The sequence below is a fragment of the Pseudomonas sp. YQ_6 genome (genome assembly GCF_043103245.1).
Taxonomy (GTDB): Bacteria; Pseudomonadota; Gammaproteobacteria; order Pseudomonadales; family Pseudomonadaceae; genus Aquipseudomonas; species Aquipseudomonas alloputida.
Window position 1 is genome coordinate 122,699 of the sequence record NZ_JBICJR010000017.1, and the last position, 18,221, is coordinate 140,919.

General features: G+C 62.8%; 12 protein-coding genes. 6 read left to right on the top strand and 6 right to left on the bottom strand.

Annotation, left to right across the window (positions count from 1 at the left end):
- The first annotated feature begins 317 nt into the window (after nt 1–317).
- A complete protein-coding gene (locus tag ACF8FG_RS05350) occupies nt 318–803 on the top strand; it encodes an isochorismatase family protein (protein ID WP_003250798.1) in 486 nt (161 codons plus the stop codon).
- Between the two features lie 26 nt (nt 804–829).
- Here ACF8FG_RS05350 and ACF8FG_RS05355 read toward each other — a convergent pair whose 3' ends face one another.
- Nucleotides 830–3,283 (bottom strand): AMP-binding protein, encoded by a 2,454-nt coding sequence (locus ACF8FG_RS05355; RefSeq protein ID WP_144180273.1) that lies wholly within the window; start codon nt 3,281–3,283, stop codon nt 830–832.
- A gap of 216 nt (nt 3,284–3,499) precedes the next feature.
- Nucleotides 3,500–4,198, bottom strand: a complete 699-nt coding sequence (locus ACF8FG_RS05360; protein ID WP_014591479.1) for a pirin family protein — start codon at nt 4,196–4,198, stop codon at nt 3,500–3,502.
- Between the two features lie 185 nt (nt 4,199–4,383).
- Here ACF8FG_RS05360 and ACF8FG_RS05365 point away from each other — a divergent pair, with 185 nt between their 5' ends.
- Nucleotides 4,384–6,888: a UvrD-helicase domain-containing protein gene (locus tag ACF8FG_RS05365; RefSeq protein WP_019438981.1), complete on the top strand. Its 2,505-nt coding sequence runs from the start codon at nt 4,384–4,386 to the stop codon at nt 6,886–6,888.
- Nucleotides 6,889–6,895: 7 nt separating this feature from the next.
- Here ACF8FG_RS05365 and ACF8FG_RS05370 read toward each other — a convergent pair whose 3' ends face one another.
- Nucleotides 6,896–11,785, bottom strand: coding sequence for an NEL-type E3 ubiquitin ligase domain-containing protein (locus ACF8FG_RS05370; RefSeq protein ID WP_318077692.1), 4,890 nt, complete (start codon nt 11,783–11,785; stop codon nt 6,896–6,898).
- A 182-nt stretch (nt 11,786–11,967) separates the two neighbouring features.
- Between ACF8FG_RS05370 and ACF8FG_RS05375 the strand changes: the two genes are divergently transcribed.
- From ACF8FG_RS05375 to ACF8FG_RS05385, 3 genes are all read left to right on the top strand, one after another.
- Complete coding sequence (locus ACF8FG_RS05375) at nt 11,968–12,894, top strand: alpha/beta fold hydrolase (RefSeq protein ID WP_003250808.1); 927 nt, start codon at nt 11,968–11,970, stop codon at nt 12,892–12,894.
- Between the two features lie 75 nt (nt 12,895–12,969).
- Nucleotides 12,970–13,389, top strand: coding sequence for a VOC family protein (locus ACF8FG_RS05380; protein WP_003250810.1), 420 nt, complete (start codon nt 12,970–12,972; stop codon nt 13,387–13,389).
- Between the two features lie 258 nt (nt 13,390–13,647).
- The gene (locus tag ACF8FG_RS05385) at nt 13,648–15,327 is read left to right on the top strand and encodes an MFS transporter (protein WP_014591476.1); all 1,680 of its coding nucleotides are present in this window, start codon (nt 13,648–13,650) and stop codon (nt 15,325–15,327) included.
- Nucleotides 15,328–15,480: 153 nt separating this feature from the next.
- On the opposite strand, the gene ACF8FG_RS05390 is transcribed toward ACF8FG_RS05385, so the two are convergent.
- Together ACF8FG_RS05390 and ACF8FG_RS05395 are read right to left on the bottom strand one after the other, a co-directional pair.
- Entirely contained in the window at nt 15,481–16,050 is a 570-nt protein-coding gene (locus tag ACF8FG_RS05390; RefSeq protein ID WP_014591475.1) for a hypothetical protein, read from the bottom strand.
- Nucleotides 16,051–16,091: 41 nt separating this feature from the next.
- A complete protein-coding gene (locus tag ACF8FG_RS05395) occupies nt 16,092–16,478 on the bottom strand; it encodes a VOC family protein (protein WP_003250815.1) in 387 nt (128 codons plus the stop codon).
- A gap of 279 nt (nt 16,479–16,757) precedes the next feature.
- On the opposite strand from ACF8FG_RS05395, the gene ACF8FG_RS05400 reads away from it, so the two are divergent.
- Nucleotides 16,758–17,669 (top strand): LysR family transcriptional regulator, encoded by a 912-nt coding sequence (locus tag ACF8FG_RS05400; protein WP_014591474.1) that lies wholly within the window; start codon nt 16,758–16,760, stop codon nt 17,667–17,669.
- 45 nt (nt 17,670–17,714) lie between these two features.
- Here the strand turns inward: ACF8FG_RS05400 and ACF8FG_RS05405 are convergent, their stop codons facing one another.
- Nucleotides 17,715–18,188 carry a YMGG-like glycine zipper-containing protein gene (locus ACF8FG_RS05405; RefSeq protein ID WP_014591473.1) on the bottom strand — a complete coding sequence of 158 codons (474 nt, stop codon included), beginning with the start codon at nt 18,186–18,188 and terminating at the stop codon, nt 17,715–17,717.
- Nucleotides 18,189–18,221 lie beyond the last annotated feature (33 nt).

The following is an 18,221-nucleotide window of genomic DNA, read 5'->3' on the forward strand; positions in this document are numbered from 1 at the left end:
GGGTAGATGATATCAACCACCACTGCGCCAATGAGCGTTGACCAGGCCCTGGTGTGGCATTGCTACCGGTTTGGCTGCTATCACGGGCTGGTGCGGGTAGCGTCGATGGAGAATGCCCTACGACCGATGATCAAGCCCGGCGCCACGCGTCATACTCCGCGCCATTTTGCATATCGGTTGGGGCATCATCGCCGGCACCATCAGCAGCCCCTTTTCCCGCGCAAAGAGTCGCTGAATGTTTCCCCGGGCCTGTCCAGCGACCACGGCAGTTGCTTCGCGTTATACTTCGCGCCTTTTGCCCGTGCCGGAATCCGCCCATGCGCCAGGTTTTGCTCATCGTCGATGTTCAGTCCACCTTCAGCCCGCCCGAGTGGCTGGTCGATGGTTTGCGGCGGTTGTCAGCGAACATTCCCACCATAGCCTCGGTCGAGTTGCACGATGAACAGGTCACGCCGTTCGAGCGCCAGCTCGGCTGGCACCCGGCGGCCGAGGACGAGAGCCTGGTCGAGGCCGACCAGGTGTTCGTCAAGCATGGCTATGGGCAAAGTGCCGAAGCTATCGACTACATCCGGCAACTGGGTGTAGAGCGGGTGCTTGTGTGTGGGCTACAGACCGAAACCTGCGTGCTGGCCGCCGGCTTTGCCCTGTTCGATGCAGGGCTGATGCCCACGCTGGTGACAGACATGACAATAGGGTCGTCGCTGGACCGCTCGGGCAAGCTGGGGACCGACCTGTGGAAGCACCACTTCCGCCAGGTCACCACCTCGGCCGAGGTGCTGGCTGAACTGGCCGGACGCGCGTAGTGCATGCGCTGGCGGGGCATCTTCGTTCAGGCAGAGGTGACGCGTTCAGCTGGATCGGCTCCACGGGCCTGATGCTGCTTGCGCCTGCGGGTAAACAGCAGACGCAACAGGGTGTTCCAGCAATAGCTCACCAGTACCCCTCCAGCGAGTGCCAGGGCCACCTCGAACAGCGGGTGCCCGAAAACATGCTCCGCCACCGACTCGAACTGGAAATGCGTCAAGTAGATATACAAGGTTGACGAAGCGATCACCGCACCTGCCCGTGCAACCAGGGCGGGTACTGGCACCGAGCGGAACCAGACAAGCGCCAGTATCGCTGGCAGGGCGATGTCGACATAGCGTGTGAGCGCTTGCCAGCCAACACCGGCAACCGCCATCAGGTCCAGCTCGCCAACCACCAGCACGGCCACCGCACTGGCCACCCATTTGCGTGAGGTCGTGTCGGCATGGTGCACGGCCATGCCCAGCACCATCACCGCCAGGAAGTGCTGGGGTACCCGATTGAGCAGGGCACTGGCGTCGAATACGAACTGGTTGAGGAACACATCCAGCGCCACCAGTGCACAGGCAGCGATGATCAGCCAGCGAAACGGGTCGGCAACCAGCACCTGACGCACGCGCCTGATCGACAGCACCAGGCCAATGATCACGATCATCTGCACCAACACTTCGATGTACCAATAGTTGAACAGGCTGACCTCGCTGGCGGGGAACCAGTTGGAAACCAGCAGCAGCGATTGCCAGTGCAGCCGGGCGAATACCAGCTGGATCAATGCGCTGTACAACAGGGTTGGCACCACGATGGCTGCCAGTGGCCTGAGCAGCGTGCGTGCATCGCCACGCGCTTCGATGGCCTTGAGCTGAAAGCGCGCCAGGGCGATGCCGGAGACCAGGAACAGCACCGAGGTTTCGCCGAGTATCGGCCAGTGGTCGAAATCACCCAGGTGGCCGACCACAATCAGGATGATGGCGAGCATGCGGATGAACACCGGCATTTCCATTACCCGCCACGCGCCTTTGGGCGGCGCACTCAGCTCGGCCAGCTGGCACACCGGCAGGGTTTCCCAACGTTCAGGCAGGTGACCGATGAGTGCTTCGAGCACACGCGACGCCTGCACGAACGACAGCGAGTCGCCGCCCAGTTCGACAAAGCTCAATCTGGCGTCCAGGCGCGGTACCTGGAGGATGCGGGCCCAGGCTGTACTCAGCTTTTCGGCCAAGGGTGACAACGGTGGGTTGATACTGTCGTCAAATGCCGCAGGCAGCGCGCGTTTGTCGACCTTGCCGTTGGGGGTGAGCGGCAGGGCATCAAGGAACACGAACAGCGCCGGAACCATGTAGTCAGGCAGCTGGCCGCTAAGGGCCTGGCGCAGTTCGTCAGCACGGATGTCCTGCTGCGCGACGCAATAGGCCACCAGACGGGTCGATGCACTGTCGTGGTTGGCCAGGACCACGCATTGCCCTATTTGCGGGAGACGGCAGATGGCGTTCTCGATTTCCGCCAGCTCGATGCGATGCCCCCGGATTTTCACCTGGCTGTCAGCGCGCCCCAGAAAACGGGCGCTGCCATCGGCCAGATAGGTGCCCAGGTCACCCGTGCGGTAACAGCGGTCGGCCGCGTCAGCGGTGAACGGGTTGGCGATGAATTTGGCTTCGGTCAGCCCCGGGTCGTCCCAGTATCCCCGCGACAGGTAGGGGCTGCGGATCAGGATCTCGCCTGTCTCGCCCTCGCTGACCAGCTGGTTGGCCGGGTTGACCACCAGCAACTGTGCATCGGCAATGCCTTTTCCCAAGGGCACCCGGGCATTGTCCATTTCCGGGTCGAGGGTATGGAAAGCCATGGCCTGTGGGGTTTCGGTGGTGCCGTAGAAGTTCACATTGACGGCATTCGGTGCGATGGCGCGGACCTGCTGGTACTGCGTCGGGCTGAGTGCATCGCCACCCCAGAACAGGTAGCGCAGTTGGGCGAGAACCTGGCCGTTCAGGTGTGCGCCAGTTTCGATCAGCTTGCCCAGCGGCGGGGTGAGGTGGATCACGCTCACACCGTGCTGGTGAAGCCAGCCGGCCAGCCGTGAGGGGTCGGTCAGGGTCGACTGGGCCGGGCAGGCAATGGTCGCGCCAAGCGACAGTGGCGTGAACACGTCGCGGTATACCGGGTCGTGGCCCAGGCCAGAAAGCAGCGAGAAGGTGTCGGCCTGGGTAAAGCCGTGCTGGCGCACATGCCAGTCGATGAAGTGCACCAACGGTGCGTGGTGGGTGACGATGACCACACGATCGGTGCCGCTGGCGGCGTTTTTAACCAGAAACGCGGCAATGCCCGCGCTGATCTGCTCCAGTTGGGAGTAGCTGCAGGTTGTGTGCTGGCTAATGATGGCAATGGCCGCCGGGCAGCGGCTGGCCTGCTGGATGAAAGCGTCGTGGATGGGCTGTTCGGCACGGTATTCCAGGCACAGCGTCGGGGTCGGGCGCAGGTCTGGCATGATGATCGAGTGCTCCGCAGGAACGTCGGGCTGGCTGGTGGCACAACGCTAGTGCAGGCTGGCTGATGGCGCCAATGTATGATCGCTGCCTTGCGATAGCCGGAGAGCTCCACCGCAGCAAGCCAGCCCCCACAAAACACTGCTAAACCGACGGGTTAGCGGTTGTTCCAGGGGAGCCGCCTTGCGCTGCGACATGGATCGTCACAGGCCTGGTTTTCAGGCCACATCCACGAGCACGATCTCGCTGTCCTCGATGGCGGTCACCCGCAGCACCGCTTCCTGCTCGATCGCCACGCCATCGCGCGCCTTGGCCCGCAATCCGTTGATCTCCACCAGCCCCTTGGCCGGCACCAGGTAACCCCGGCGTTCGGCATCGAAGTGGTACTCGGCGGTTTCACCGGCTCGCAGGGTGGCAGCCACCAGGCGGGCATCGGTACGGATCTGCAGGCTGTCCTCGTCACCCGCGCGGCCGCTGGCCAAGGTCACGAAGCCCTCACCGCGCTCGCCTTTGGGGAACGGCCGGCTACCCCACTGCGGTGCTTCACCGGTGCGCTCCGGCACGATCCAGATCTGGAAAATTCGTGTATCGATGTCTTCCAGGTTGTACTCGCTGTGCACAATGCCGGTACCGGCGCTCATTACCTGAACATCACCGGCTTCGGTACGGCCCTTGTTGCCCAGGCTGTCCTGGTGGCTGATCGCGCCTTCACGCACATAAGTGATGATTTCCATGTCGCGGTGCGGGTGCGGCGGGAAGCCGCTGCCGGCCGCGATCAGGTCGTCGTTCCAAACCCGCAGGTTACCCCAGTGCATGCGTGCCGGGTCGTAGTACTCGGCAAACGAGAAATGGTGGTGGGCATCGAGCCAGCCATGGTTGGCGTGGCCGAGGCTTTCGAAGGGTCGCAGTTGCAGCATGGTCGTGCTCCTTGAATCAGTGGAATGACGCCATGATGCGCTAAAGAAACATCGAAAATAAGCGTAAATATCGGCTTAAAACAATCTGTTTTATAGATGTTTTTTCGGCGGCGTTTTATTTGCTTCATCGCCTAATCCACTGATCTGCAAGCATTCGCTGGCGATTTTTCGTCGATGCGGCGAACATGCCTGCTGTTTTGATTTACAACGGAGTGACCGTGGCCCACGAGCAACCCTTGGCCCCCGCCGACCTTACCCCTCCTGCCCAGTTGCCCTGGTTTCGCCGCCTGGCCGCCCGCTTGCTGGGGCGTGGCCTGACCCGGCTGCAAGCGCAGCACCGCGACTCGTGGTTCCTCGGCCACGCCACAGGCCAGCGCACTGGCCATGCCGATGGCGTGCGTGAAGGGTTCGAGCGTGGTCGGGTGGAGGGCTATGAAGCGGGGCGCCAGGTGCTGGTGATCCGCGATACGCGCCCCGACAGCGCCGCCGTGCCAGGCCAGGATGACAACTTGTTCGACGACTGGCGCCTGCCGTTGACGGCCGAGTTGAAGAAGCGCTTCAAGGCCGATGTCGCCCAGCGCCTGCCCGCCGAAGCCCAGCCCAGCGCCGCGCAATGGAAGCTGATCTTCAGTGACACCCCGTCTACCTGCGTGGTGGCAGGCGCCGGGGCAGGCAAGTCCACGTCGCTGGTGCTGCGCATCCTGCTGCTGCGTCATTACCTGGGTTACGAGCTGGATGCGATGACCGTGGTCACCTTCACCCGCGAATCGCGCAAGGACTTCATCAAGCGCCTGCTGCAGGTGTTCGCCCTGTGGCAGATCAACCTGCAGCCTGTGCAGGCCCGCGAGCTGGTGCGCACGTTCCATTCGCGCATCCTGCCGCTGGTGCGCAGCCTGCCCGGCTTCGGCCAGGTGCGTGCATTTGAAACACTGGGCCACGAGATGCCTGCGGGGCGTGAGGCCGAGGCCGACAGCAACCCGTTCGACCTGCGGCTGAACGATGCCCAGCGCCAGCAGCTGAACCAGTGCTACAGCAGCTTGCTGGACGAGAGCCCGCGTTTTGCCGAGCTGGTCGGCCAGTTGCGCAGCGAAGCCTTGCAACTGAAACCGCTGGACCCGAACAACCCCGATGTGCAGAAGCGCGCACAGGTGACCCAATTGGCCGCCCAGCGCGACGAAGAACTGTGTGACGTGATTGAGGACCTGTGGTTCGCCGCTGGCGTCTGGCCGATCAAGGGCATCGAGCCCTGTCGCGAAACGGTCGACATCCGTGGCAGCCGCTTCCATGTGCATGGCCGCCTGGAAGGCCAGGGGCCTTTGGTGGTGCTGGGCTTCGACCCCGCACAAAGCGCGCAGTACCAGCGCCCCGGCGCCAAGCTGACCGTGCGTGCCGAGTGGGCGGTCAAGCGCACGCTGCTGCAGGCGTTCTGCGACAGGCCGCTGATCTGGCTCGACAACTACGCCATGGCCAGGCGCCTGGCGGCATCGTTGGCGGGCGATGCCGTGGCAGGGCCTGGCTTCGAGTACAAGGTCAAGGGCGAACTGGCCCCGGCACCGCTGCTGGATGCGTTCGTCAGTGCGGCCAATTTCATCGAAAACCTTGGGTTGGAGGTGAACAATGCGGTGGCGGCGATGAGCTTCCCGTCCGGCGATAGCGATGCACTGTTCTTCGAGGCCCTGGCGCTTTACTGGAAGGCCCTGGAAGCGCACCTGCTGGACCAGTCGCCGCCGGTGATGAGCTACAATCGCATGTTCGCCCTGTTTGGCGAGAACAACCCGGAAAACCTGCACCTGCTGCCCGATCCGTTGCTGCGGCCGCTGGCGCACCTGCTGATCGACGAGTTTCAGGACGTGTCGCCGCAGATCGTCAGCTGGTTGCGTGCCAGCCTCGCTGAAATACGGCGCCGCGGCCCGGCCATGCACACCGGGCGCCATGCCCAGCATTCGTCGTTGCTGTGCGTGGGTGACGACTGGCAATCGATCTACGGCTGGCGTGGCAGTTCGCCCAGGTATTTCATGGAGTTCACCAAGGCGTTCCCGTCGCCGGCCAACACGCGGGTGATGCTGGTCGACAACTACCGCTGCCAGCAACAGGTGATCGATGCGGCCGAGCACCTGGTCAAGGGCACCCCGGCGATTGCCGGCAAGAAAGCCCGCGCCAGTGGCCCGGCGGCCGAGTTGCCCGGCTCGCCGGTCAAGGTGTTCGACCGTGACGAGGCTGCGTTGGGCGAAACGCTTGTCGAGCACTACCAGCGGGGTGAGACGGTCATGATGCTGTACCGCAAGGGCAGTGACCGGGCCTTGATGAACGAGCACCTGCAAAGCGTGCTGCACGCCGAGGCGGCGCTACCGGCCGAACAGCGCCGGCTGCGCCAGCTGACCTATCACAGTGCCAAGGGTTTGCAGGCCGATGCGGTATTCATGCTGGGTGACTGCCAGTACCTGACCAGCTCACCCTACAAGAACCAGGTATACCGCCAGGCCGGGCTGGGCAAGGCAGGTGATGCCCAACCGTTCGATACGGCACAGAAGGAAGAAGTACAGCGCTTGGCCTACGTGGCGGTGACCCGTGCAGTACAGCACTGCTATTGGCACGTGGAGGCCGCCAATGGTGACGCCGCAGCGGCCCCACGGGCGTCCAGCCAGGTGGACGGCAAGCAGGCCTTCTTCGAAGACCTGCGCGGGCAGTGAGTGGGGTTCAGCGGCCGATTGTTTGCGTCTGGCGGGTGAGGCTGATCAGCAGACCGGTTTCAACCTGCTGCTGCTCGGCAGTCAGCGCGTCCACGCCCTGGCGATACTGCTGCTCGTTGAGCACGACGCGCCGCAGCTTGCCCTCAGCATCCACCGGGCTTTCAGGCATGACCCTGGCCAAGGCTCGTCGCACAGAGCTGTCCAGGGATGTCACCGGGTCGGCGGTTTCATCCAGGCAGTAATAGAGGTAGTCAAGGCCTGGCCGCCAGAAGTCGGTGATCAGGCTGAACTGTGCCGCATGCTCTCGTTTCAAGTACTCGACCCAGCCCGGCTGCTGGGTCAACCATTGCTCCCGAGCGATGGCATCCCTGTCCAGGGAAAGGACCTCAGCTTTCACCATTTCGATGATTGTGTCGTTGATTCTGGCCGTATTGCGGTACAGCATGCCTCGGCTCGGCTCAGGGTAGTCCAGCGCGCTGGCCAACGACTGGCGCAGGGCCAAACGTACCTCGACATCGTCCACCAGCCCCGTTTGAAGTTCGCTGTCTGGAAAGGCTGAGGGGTCGTCCAGCTCATCGTAGGGGGGGAGGTTTTCATCGAAGGCCCCGTCGAGCAGCGCCTGTTTGCGCAAGGACCTTCTCCAGCTGATGCGATCGGCCAGTTGATTGACCTGGCTGCGTCGATACAACTTGCCATACAGGCTCAGTAGATCAGCGGGTCGACTACCGGCGACGGCTGCCGCTTCGTGGGCCAGCACTTCTATCTCCAAGGCACTGAACGCATCAGCACCTGCGTCGCCACAGGTTGGCGGGAAATCGCCGGCCACGGTGGCGAGGCGCTCACGCAGCACGGTGTCGTGGGCAGCGTCATCCAGCAGCTTCCAGACGCGCGCCCTCAGGGCCTCGCCATCACGCTGCGCTTCTGCCGACTGGGCAAGACGTTCGAGTACGCCCAGCAGCGCTGCGTTTTCACCTTGGTCGAACAGGTCGCTCCACAGCTGCTCCTCGGCATTGCTCGCCTCGCCACGGAAAACGCCTTGCCACAGTGGCACGTCTTCTGCGTGTTCGAAGACGTTGACGCCGCTGCTGCCCAGGCGTGCACGTGTCTGGGCTTCCAGGGTGTTGTAGTTGAACAGCCAACGGCGCTCCGGCAAGTGCGCGGCGACATCGCGGGCAAACGGGGTACGCAGCACACCAGGCAAGTCTGGCAGGGTACGAATGCGGTTGGACGAAAGGTTCAGATAGCGCAGTTGGTACTGGGGCTGGCTCATCAGGACGGTCAGGCTGTCGGGCCACTGCTGCAGTTCGCAACGCTCAAGCTCCAGGTGGACAAGACGGGCCATGAAGCGCAGGTCGGGTGCCAGTTGCAGTGGGTTGCCTGATAAGTGCAGTAGTACGGGGTGGATCATGTCCTGAAACTGGGCGGCAAGGCTTTCGTCGAGGGTGATTTGATTGTGGGCCAGGCCGAGGGCATCCAGGGGCAAGCGCGTCAGGAAGCCCAAACTGGTGGTGTCGAGTTGCAGCCGGTTGCGGCTGAGCCACAGGAGTCGCAAGCCGGGCATTGCTCCGATGGCCTGTTGGGCGGTGGGTGAAAGGGTGGTCAGGCCATTGTCTGTCAGGCCCAGCTCGCGTAGCCGCGGTGCCGACCTGAGCGCCTCGAACAATGTTTCGGCATCGATGTCCGGGTTGCCGACGATTTCCAGGGTTTCCAGGTTAGGGAAGTTCGTCAGGAAGCTGCCCTCCAGGCGCCGCATCTTTAACCCCTCGAGCCTGAGATTGCGGATATGCGGCATGCGTGCAGTGAAAGCGGGTAGCGCTTCGAGCTGCATACGGTCCAGTACCAGTGTTTCGGCTTGCGCGCCGCCTTCACGGCGGGAAGCACTCATCAGTCGCTCGGTGCATTGCTGGCGATCAAAGCGCTCTTCAAGGGTGCGGGCGGTGCTTACCCAGCGGTTGAGATCTCGGTTGAGGGTACGCTGCTCGACCTCCAGCTGGTTGATCGCGCTACCCAGGTCGCCTCCTCGAGCCAGTTCGGCTTGTAGCCCACTGATTTGCTCGCTGCTGAGTTCGGGGTAGAGCGCCCGGAGTCGACGTGCAGCCGGCAAGGCTCGTCCCTGCAGGCCACGGCCGCTCAGGGGATAGCCCAGCTGGCCGTTGGCCAATCGCAAAGGGGAGCGGAACCTGGGGTTGATGGGTTGCTGGCCGAGCAGTGAGGCGCAGTGCTGGCGATCACCAAGGGCGAGTTGCAGTAACCGGGCCGGGTCAGCCTGCGGGTGCGCGGCTTGCAGCGCCTGCTTGATGCGTAGACTGTCGTCGTTGGCCAGGCTGGGCCTGAACAGGCCGAGGAGGGCACGATCAAGCCGCGCTCGAGCTTGCAGAAGGCGTGCTTCCTCGGCAACGCGAAGCGGCACCCGGCCGTTGGTCAGGCGTTCCCGTTCGGCGTTGCTGAGGTTGGCAAGCAATTCTTCAAGCGCGCTGTCCGGCAGCCCGGGAAACTGCCGGGCGAGGGTTTGTGCAGTGGGTGTGTGTGTGGGACGGCGTCTTTGTTGCAGGCTCTCGAACAGCGCCTCGCGATGCTGTTCCAGGTGTTGCGCGAGCTTGTTGTTCAGTGCGGACGATCGGTGCTCAGTGGGTGTATCACCGAGCAACTGCTCAATGGCTTCTTCATCCATCTGATCCAGCACGGTCTGGCTCAACTGGCCATTGTCCAGGTCGGTACGGGTAATTTCGATTTCTGTCTGGCCCAGCGTGTGAGGGGGGCCGTAGCGCACCGATTCGCCCCAGGGTTCTGGCCCTTGGTAAACCTTCAGCACGCGTCCCTCGGGCCACCCCGGCAGGCGCAGCAACTCAGGCAAGGCAAAGTTCTTGTACGCAGCCAGCGGCAACCCATGGCGTACGCAGTTGATGATCTGTTGTGTCTGATTGTCCAGCTGCAGCCGCTGCAGCGTGTCGAGCAACAAAGCGGGTGGACGCAGGCCCGCTGCCTGGGCACGGCGCAGCACGTCTGGATCGGTACCGGTAGTGCGCATGGCATGGTCCAGTTCGCTGTCGTCCAGGCCTGCGCTATGGCTGCCGAGGCGGCGCGCGAGCTGTTCACGGTCCCATTCCAGAGGCTGCTCATGGGCCAGTTGCCAGCGGGCGTTACCATGATGCAGCAAGCGTGGGGCATAGGCCTGCGCATCCTCGGGGTGGCGCACGCGCCATTGCTGATCAGCGCCCTGAAACACCTCGTACAGGGTCCCATCCAGCTTCAGGTAGGTCTTTCCGTCGACGTGCACATGGCCGAGCAAATCGGGTTGAGCCCCCTCAGGAATAGCCGCCGTGCTCGCATAGGTTTTCATGTCAGGGTGCCAAAGCACTTCCTTGTCTTCATGCCATACACTTTTCAGTGCATCGACAAAGCCAGACGCCTGGACGATCCTGGTGCCCACTGCAAAGCCGGCAATCACGCCCGCGTTGATGGCCAATGATTCCAGCTGCGCCAGTGCCTGCCGGGTATCACCTTCTTCCCAGGCTTCGAACCCGGTGAAAACAGAGCTCATCAGGTCGTAAGCAAAAACGCCTAGCATGACCGTGTTCAACCCCGGCACGAAGAACGCGGCGACATTCAGCACGTTCATCCCCAGGTCGAACCAGTACTTTAGACGCTCGTTGCGGGCGTTGGCGTCGACTTCGGCTGTAGGGACTGCAATGGTTTTTGCGTCGGCCTTCATGCGCGCAAGGTGTGCGTTGTACAAGTTCGTCCAAGGGTCGGTTCGGATCGGCGAGAGCGTGAAAGGGATCACTGGCATGATTCGGGGTTTGCGTATGCCCGCTTCATCCTCTTCGAACAGCGCGATTTGCAGCTTTACGGCAAGTTCTTTTTGCCGGTCCTTGTAGGCGAAATGCACCAAGGTTCGGCGAAACTCGCTTTGCAGTAACCGGCTGCGCAGGTGCTTGCCCGCTTCCTGACGAGAAGCGAACTCCCTTACCGGGTGCTCGCTGTCGCCAGGGACATACACAATGCAGGGGTTCGTGCGGTAAGGGTTGTCTGGCCCGATGAACAGTATTTCGTGGACGGGGATATCGAACAAGTTGAAGTGCCAGCAATGCAACGCCTCGTTTTCATAGGTGGGGTGAGGCTTGCCGTCGCACAGTTGCCCAAGCGCATCGAGCCCGGCCTCGCTCAGCAGGCCTTTGAGCTTGGCGATCAATGCCTGGACCCTCAAGGCCTCACGGTTCGCTGCAATCGACAGGCGCTGGATTTCAGCGCGATTGGCGCCTTCATGGGTTGCAAGCAGATGGTCTTGATAACGTTTGCCAAGGTCCAGCGCCCGACAATGCCCGACGAAGTCCGCCATCGTCAGGCCTGCCAGGGGCGTGTCGCTGCCTGGGGCGTTGGTGAGCCTGCTGTAGGGGCCGACTTCGTCCAGCCCCTCGAAGTTGTGCAGGGCAGCCTCCAGCAAGCTGCGTGTTTGCGGTTGGCCGACCGGGCGAGTAGCCAGCACATCCGCTTCCACGTCCGGGACCAAAGGCGTTTCCACATCGGGAACGCCGACCCAGATGTTGGCCTCTGACTCAAAGGGCTGGAACACATACTGCGCCCTGTCTACAGGCACATTCAGCTTCAACCGCTCGGTCAACAGCGGGCCGCAGAACGCGATGATGTCCTTGAACTCGCCCAGCGCCTTTTTGACTTGCGCCAGACGTTTGTTACGGGTTTGCAACGCGTTGTGCAGCTGCTCACGCATTGGCTCATCGGCAGTGGCATACCACGCGTAAGGGCTGCCATCTTCATCGAGATACTCCTTGTACAGGCTCTGCACCACTTTGCGTGTATGCGAGGGTTGGAGCGCCTTGCTCCATTTCGGTAACGATCGGGTTATCTGGCTTTGATGCAACGGTGTCGGGGTTGTCATGGTCACCATCTCTTTTGTGGGGGGAGATAGTCCACGCTGATCAAGGCGACGGGGTGCGGTAGATAGTTGTTGGCCGCGGTCGGTCCTGCGCATGCGCGGGTCGGTGGGGGGCTGGCAGCGAGGGAGGATCTGCGAGAGGGTGAGGCAGGTCATGGTGCAGGCTTCAGCCAAGGAGAATTGCAATGCGTTCGCTGTGCAGTCCGAAAGACCACCTGCTAGACCTCGATGGCGTTGAAATAGCGGTTCGCACCTGGGGGGCAGAAGACGGTATTCCCATATTGGCCTTGCATGGCTGGCTGGATAACGCTGCCTCGTTCGAGCGCCTGGCACCGATGCTGGACGGCTGCTTCGTGGTGGCCCCCGACCTGATTGGCCATGGCCGTTCTGGGCATCGTCGCCACGACAGCGGCTATTACCTGTGGGAGCATGCCGAAGACATGCTGGCGGTGACCGACAGCCTGGGCCTGGCGCAATTTCATGTGCTGGCCCATGGGATGGGTACCGGTATAGCGTCGCTGCTGGCGGCCATGACCAGTGGCATTGCCAGCATGACCTTCCTCGACGGAATGGGGGCACCGTTCACGGTGGCCGAGGATGACCGCGTGCAGCACCTGGCGCGGGCCTACCGGCTCAAGCGCATGGTACAGCGTAGCCAGTTGCCGGGTTTTGCCGAGCCGGATGTTGGTCGCTTCGACGACCTGGACACCGCCCTTGCGCAACGCCGCGAGCGGCTGGACACCGAACTGTCGGAAGGTGCCGCTCGGCTGCTGGCGCTGCGCGACCTGCTACAGCTGGACGATGGCTATTGCTGGCGCCACGACCCGCGGCTGGTATTGCCCGAACCCATGCCCCTGACCGAGCGCGAAGCCTGCGACCTGCTCAGCCAGATCCGCTGCCCGTTGTACCTGCTGTTCGGCCGCCAGGGGGCCTTCACCGGCGAGGCCTTTACCCGGCGTCAGGCCGCCTTGCCCAGCCAGGCGAAAGTCTCCTGGCACCCAGGCGGGCACCACTTCCACCTGGATGCGCCGGACCGGGCGCTGGTCGACCAGCTGCTGCGTATCCTGACGCGCCATGAAGGTGGCGTACTGCAACGCTTGGTGAACGAGTAGCTGATTCTGGTCACGCCGGGTGAACCTGGGCTATGGTGGCGAACGTATTCGCAAACACGCCACAGGGAGCCCGGCATGCGGCCTTTCACCATCAAGCACATCGATCACCTTGTGTTGCGGGTCAGCGACCTGCCGCGCAGTGTTGCCTTTTACACCGAGCTGCTCGGCTGCACCGTCAGCCGCGTGCGCGAAGACTTGGGCATGGTGCACCTGGCCACGGGCACGGCGATGATCGACCTGGTGACCCTGGATGGCCCGCTGGGGCAGCCAGGCGGAGCTGCCCCGGGCGTGGAAGGGCGCAACCTGCACCATTTCTGCCTGCGCATCGAGCCGTTCGACGAGGCCGCGTTGACGGCCTATCTGGAAGCCGCCGGGGTAAAGGTGGAGCCTGCAGAGAAGCGGTATGGTGCCGAAGGCGAGGGGCTTTCGCTGTACTGCTACGACCCGGATGGTAATCAGGTCGAGTTGAAGGGGCCGGTAGTGCCTGGTGGGTGAAACACCCAACAAAATCGTCAGTCAGCCCGCTATCGCCCAGCACCCCGGAGCTGGGTGTTGTCCAGGCCGCCCTCTCGTGCAGGGCCAGGCGGGTGGATATCCAGCCAATCCCAATTATGCTTCATAAACCTTGCTGCGATCCGAGGCGGCCCGCCTCGTCGTGCTTCGCGCAACCAAAGCAAGCGCCAGGGCCTGGGTGCGACGGTGAAGTGAGTGTGAGGTGCTCCGGCCTGCATGACAACATGACGGAGGCAACCCATGGCGGTTCTCGACAGTGCATCCACGGGCAGCAGCGCGCCCCAACGCGGTATCACCAAGGAGGAGCGCAAGGTCATCTTCGCCTCGTCCCTGGGCACGGTATTCGAGTGGTACGACTTCTACCTGTACGGCTCACTCGCCGCGATTATCGCCAGGCACTTCTTTGCTGGCGTCAATGAAACCACCTCGTTCATCTTTGCCTTGCTGGCCTTTGCCGCCGGCTTTGCCGTCCGACCGTTCGGCGCCATCGTGTTCGGCCGTCTGGGCGACATGATCGGGCGCAAGTACACCTTCCTCATCACCATTGTCATCATGGGCCTGTCCACCGCAGTGGTGGGCCTGCTACCGGGCTACGCCACGATCGGCGTGGCCGCGCCGATCATCCTGATCACCCTGCGCTTGCTGCAGGGGCTGGCGCTGGGCGGTGAGTACGGCGGCGCGGCCACCTACGTGGCCGAGCATGCGCCCAAGGGCCGACGCGGCTTTTTCACTGCCTGGATCCAGACGACCGCCACCCTGGGGTTGTTCCTGTCGCTGCTGGTGATCATGGCCTGTCGCACGGCCATGGGGACGGAAGCGTTCGAGGCCTGGGGCTGGCGGATACCGTTCCTGCTGTCGATTCTGCTGCTGGCGATTTCGGTGTACATCCGCCTGCAGCTGAACGAGTCGCCGGTGTTCATGAAGATGAAGGCCGAGGGCAAGGCATCCAAGGCGCCACTGACCGAATCGTTCGCCCGCTGGGACAACCTCAAGGTGGTGATCATGTCGCTGCTCGGCGGCACCGCCGGCCAGGCCGTGGTGTGGTATACCGGACAGTTCTACGCGTTGTTCTTCCTGTTGCAGACGCTCAAGATCGAGCCGCAGACCGCCAACCTGCTGATTGCCGGTTCACTGTTGATCGGCACACCATTCTTCATTTTCTTCGGCAGCCTGTCCGACCGGATTGGCCGCAAGAAGATCATCATGGCCGGCTGCATCATCGCCGCGCTGACTTACTTCCCGATCTTCAAGGCACTGACCGAGTACGGCAACCCGGATGTATTCGTTGCCCAAGAGCAGAACCCGGTGGTGGTGGTGGCCGACCCGGGCCAATGTGCATTCCAGTTCGACCCGGTGGGCAAGGCCAAATTCACCAGCTCCTGCGACATTGCCAAGAGCCTGCTGGCCAAGCGCGCCATCCCGTATACCAATGAAGCGGCGGAGCCCGGCAGCGTGGCACAGATCCGCATTGGCGAACGGGTATTGCCGAGCTTTGATGGCAGCAGCCTGACCGCGGCGGACTTCAAAGTGCAAAGCGAAGCGTTTACCGCAACCCTGAGTGGTGCATTGAAAGAGGCGGGCTACCCGGAAAAGGCCGACCCGGCGAAAATCCACTACCCGATGGTGCTGTTGCTGCTGACCATTCTGGTGATCTACGTGACCATGGTCTACGGGCCGATTGCCGCCTGGCTGGTGGAGCTGTTCCCGGCGCGCATCCGCTACACCTCGATGTCGCTGCCTTATCACATCGGGAATGGCTGGTTCGGCGGCTTCCTGCCGACCGTGGCGTTTGCCATGGTGGCAGCGACCGGGGATATCTATTACGGCTTGTGGTATCCGATCGTGATTGCCGTGATGACGGCGGTGCTGGGGATCTTCTTCCTGCCGGAGACCAAGGATCGGGATATCAATCACACCTGAAGGTCGAGTTTGCCTGTGCTGGCCCTTTCGCGGGCAAGCCCGCTCCTACAGGTACTGCTGTAGGAGCGGGTTCACCCGCGAAAGGGCCAGCACAGGCCTCGAACGCTGTGTAGGAGCGGGCTTGCCCGCGAAGAGGCCGGCACAGGTGATCAATCAGTCGAAGTAGCCACGAAGCCCGAATGCATACCCGGTATCCACAGCTGTCGCCTCACCCCGGCTCCAGCGCTTCTTCAGCACGAACTCGAACGCTGGCTCGTACAACCCGTCGCGCACCAGCGCCCCCGCCAGCACCTCCACGTCGTACCAGCCATTGTCCAGCTCGATGATCGGCCGCCCTGGCAGCTGGTAACGCGCCATCAGGTCACCCAGGGTCTTGGGCGTGAAGTGCTGCAGGATGCGCCAGGTGTACAGCATCAGCGCACCGTGCTCGATCCGCAGTACATAGCCATTGCGCCGGTGCTTCAGGCGGCTGCCGGCCTCGCGCAGGGCCGGTGTGTGGTTATCGAGGGTGAAGAGGATGCGGTAGGGCAGGTTGTCGACACCGGCCAGCGGCAGCACGATGCCTTCGCGCACAGCCTGGTCGCCGCTGTCGCCGTGGGTGAACGCATGGGCCAGGTCGTCGGGCAGTTGCTGGTCTTGCTTGTAGCGTTCGAGCAACTGGATATCGCCAAGCAGAAAGTAGTCGACCAGGTCGTTGAGCACTTCGCTGAATTCGTGGCGCATCTGTTTTCCTTGTGGGTGCGCATTGGGGAAAGGGCAACCGGCTAGTGCTTCTGGGCAATCTGGATCAGGTTGCCGCACGTGTCATCGAACACCGCCACGGTAACCGGCCCCATTGGGGTTGGTGGCCGGATGAACTGCACACCGGCTGCACATAGCCGGGTGTATTCGGCCTGGATGTCACGCACGCCGAACGAGGTGGCGGGGATGCCATCCTGCTTGAGCGCGGCCTTGTACACCTTGGCCGCCGGGTGCGCGTCGGGTTCCAGCAGCAGTTCGACGCCATTGGGGTCGTTGGGCGAAGTCAGGGTCAACCAGCGGTGCCGGCCCATGGGGATGTCGTGCCTGGGCTCGAAACCGAGTACGTAGTGGTAGAAAGCCAGGGCCTTGGCCTGGTCGTCGACGAGGATGCTGGTGACCACGATCTTCATAAGCACACACCGTTTACCTGGGGCCGATGACTATCAGTAAAGACGTTCGGGCGTTTTTGACCAGTGGTTGCTGTGCCACGGGGCCCCGTTCCAGGCGCAAGCGTGGTGCGGCTCCGGTTTGCGCAATGGCCTGTGAGCTGAGGTACTGGCAGACCCTACAAAAAACCTGTTCAAGGCATAGGTAAATCCTTCAGCGCTCAGCGCCCGCAGAGCGGCAGCCAAGGGTAAAGTGTGAGGCATGATCCCAGCCTGCCAAGACCCGCTTCAGAGAGGTACCCTGTGGCTGCCTATACCTTGCGACAACTGAAGTACTTCGTCACCACCGTGGAAGCGGGCAGTGTGGCCGAAGCGTCACGCCAGCTGTACATCGCCCAGCCGTCCATCTCCACGGCCATCAAGAGCCTGGAGGAAAGTTTCGGTGTGCAGCTGTTCATCCGCCACCACGCCCAGGGTGTGTCATTGACGCCCAGCGGCAAACGCTTCTACGCCAAGACCAAGTCGCTGCTGCAGATGGCCCATGAGTTCGAACAGAACGCCCTGGCCGACAACGATACCGTCGCCGGGCAAATCGACATTGGCTGTTTCGAAACCGTGGCGCCACTGTACCTGCCGCGCCTGATCGCCGGCTTTCGCCAGCGTTACCCGGGTGTGGACATTCGCCTGCGCGACGGTGAACAGCAGGACCTGATCCAGGGCCTGACCGCTGGAACATTCGACCTGGCATTTCTCTATGACCACGACCTGGATGGCACCATCGAGGCCGAGCCGCTGATGCCGCCGCAGAAGCCCTATGTGCTGCTACCCGAGAACCACCGCTTTGCCAGCCAGGCCCAGGTCTCGCTGCGCGACCTGTGCCCCGAGCCGATGATCCTGCTGGACGTGGCCCCTAGCCGTACCTACTTCGTCAGCTTGTTCAACGAGATGGGCCTGGCACCGAACATCGTCTTCAGTTCGCCGTCGATCGAGATGGTGCGCGGCATGGTCGGTCAGGGTTTCGGTTTTTCGTTGCTGGTAACCCGTCCGCATTCGGAATACACCTATGACGGCCAGCGCCTGGCAATGCTCGACATTGCCGAGCCGGTGGCGCTGTCGGGGCTGGCTGCGGCGTGGTTGAAGCGAGTCCAGCTGACCAAACCGGCGCAGTTGTTCGTGGAGTTTTGTCGGGAAGAGCTGGCGAAGTTCCTGAACTGAGCACGCCATGCCACCCCGGCAGGAGGCGCATGGCGTGGCGATTGCTCAGGGGTTGACCTGGTAGCCGCGCCCTTGCAGGCAACCGCTGTAGGCACTGGCATGGGCCTGGGTTTTGGCCTCGTCCTGGCCGCGCCGGTCCTGGCGCCGGTCCTGACGCTGGCGCATGCCACCGACCGCGGCCCCGGCGGCGGCCACTTCGCCAGCACGGTTCTGCCGGTATTGCTGCTTGGCATCGTCACCCACCCGGTCATACAACTCGTCATGCTGGTTGCCGCGCACCTGCGCACCTACAGCACCGGCGGCGGCACCCGCAGCTGCACCGCGAACCCGGCCACCGACATGGGGGTCGCTGGACGTCGCTGTGCCGTTTGCGGCATTGGTGGCGACGGTATTGCAATCGTTGATATCCAGTTGCATCTGCTGGCTGCTCTGGCCCTTGAGCGGCACCACCGACTGCGCCTGGGCGGCCGATGCTGCGCAAAGCAGCATCAACAGGTAACTCCACGTGAACGTACGCATGGCACACCTCCACCGGGCGGAAAGCCCGCCTCA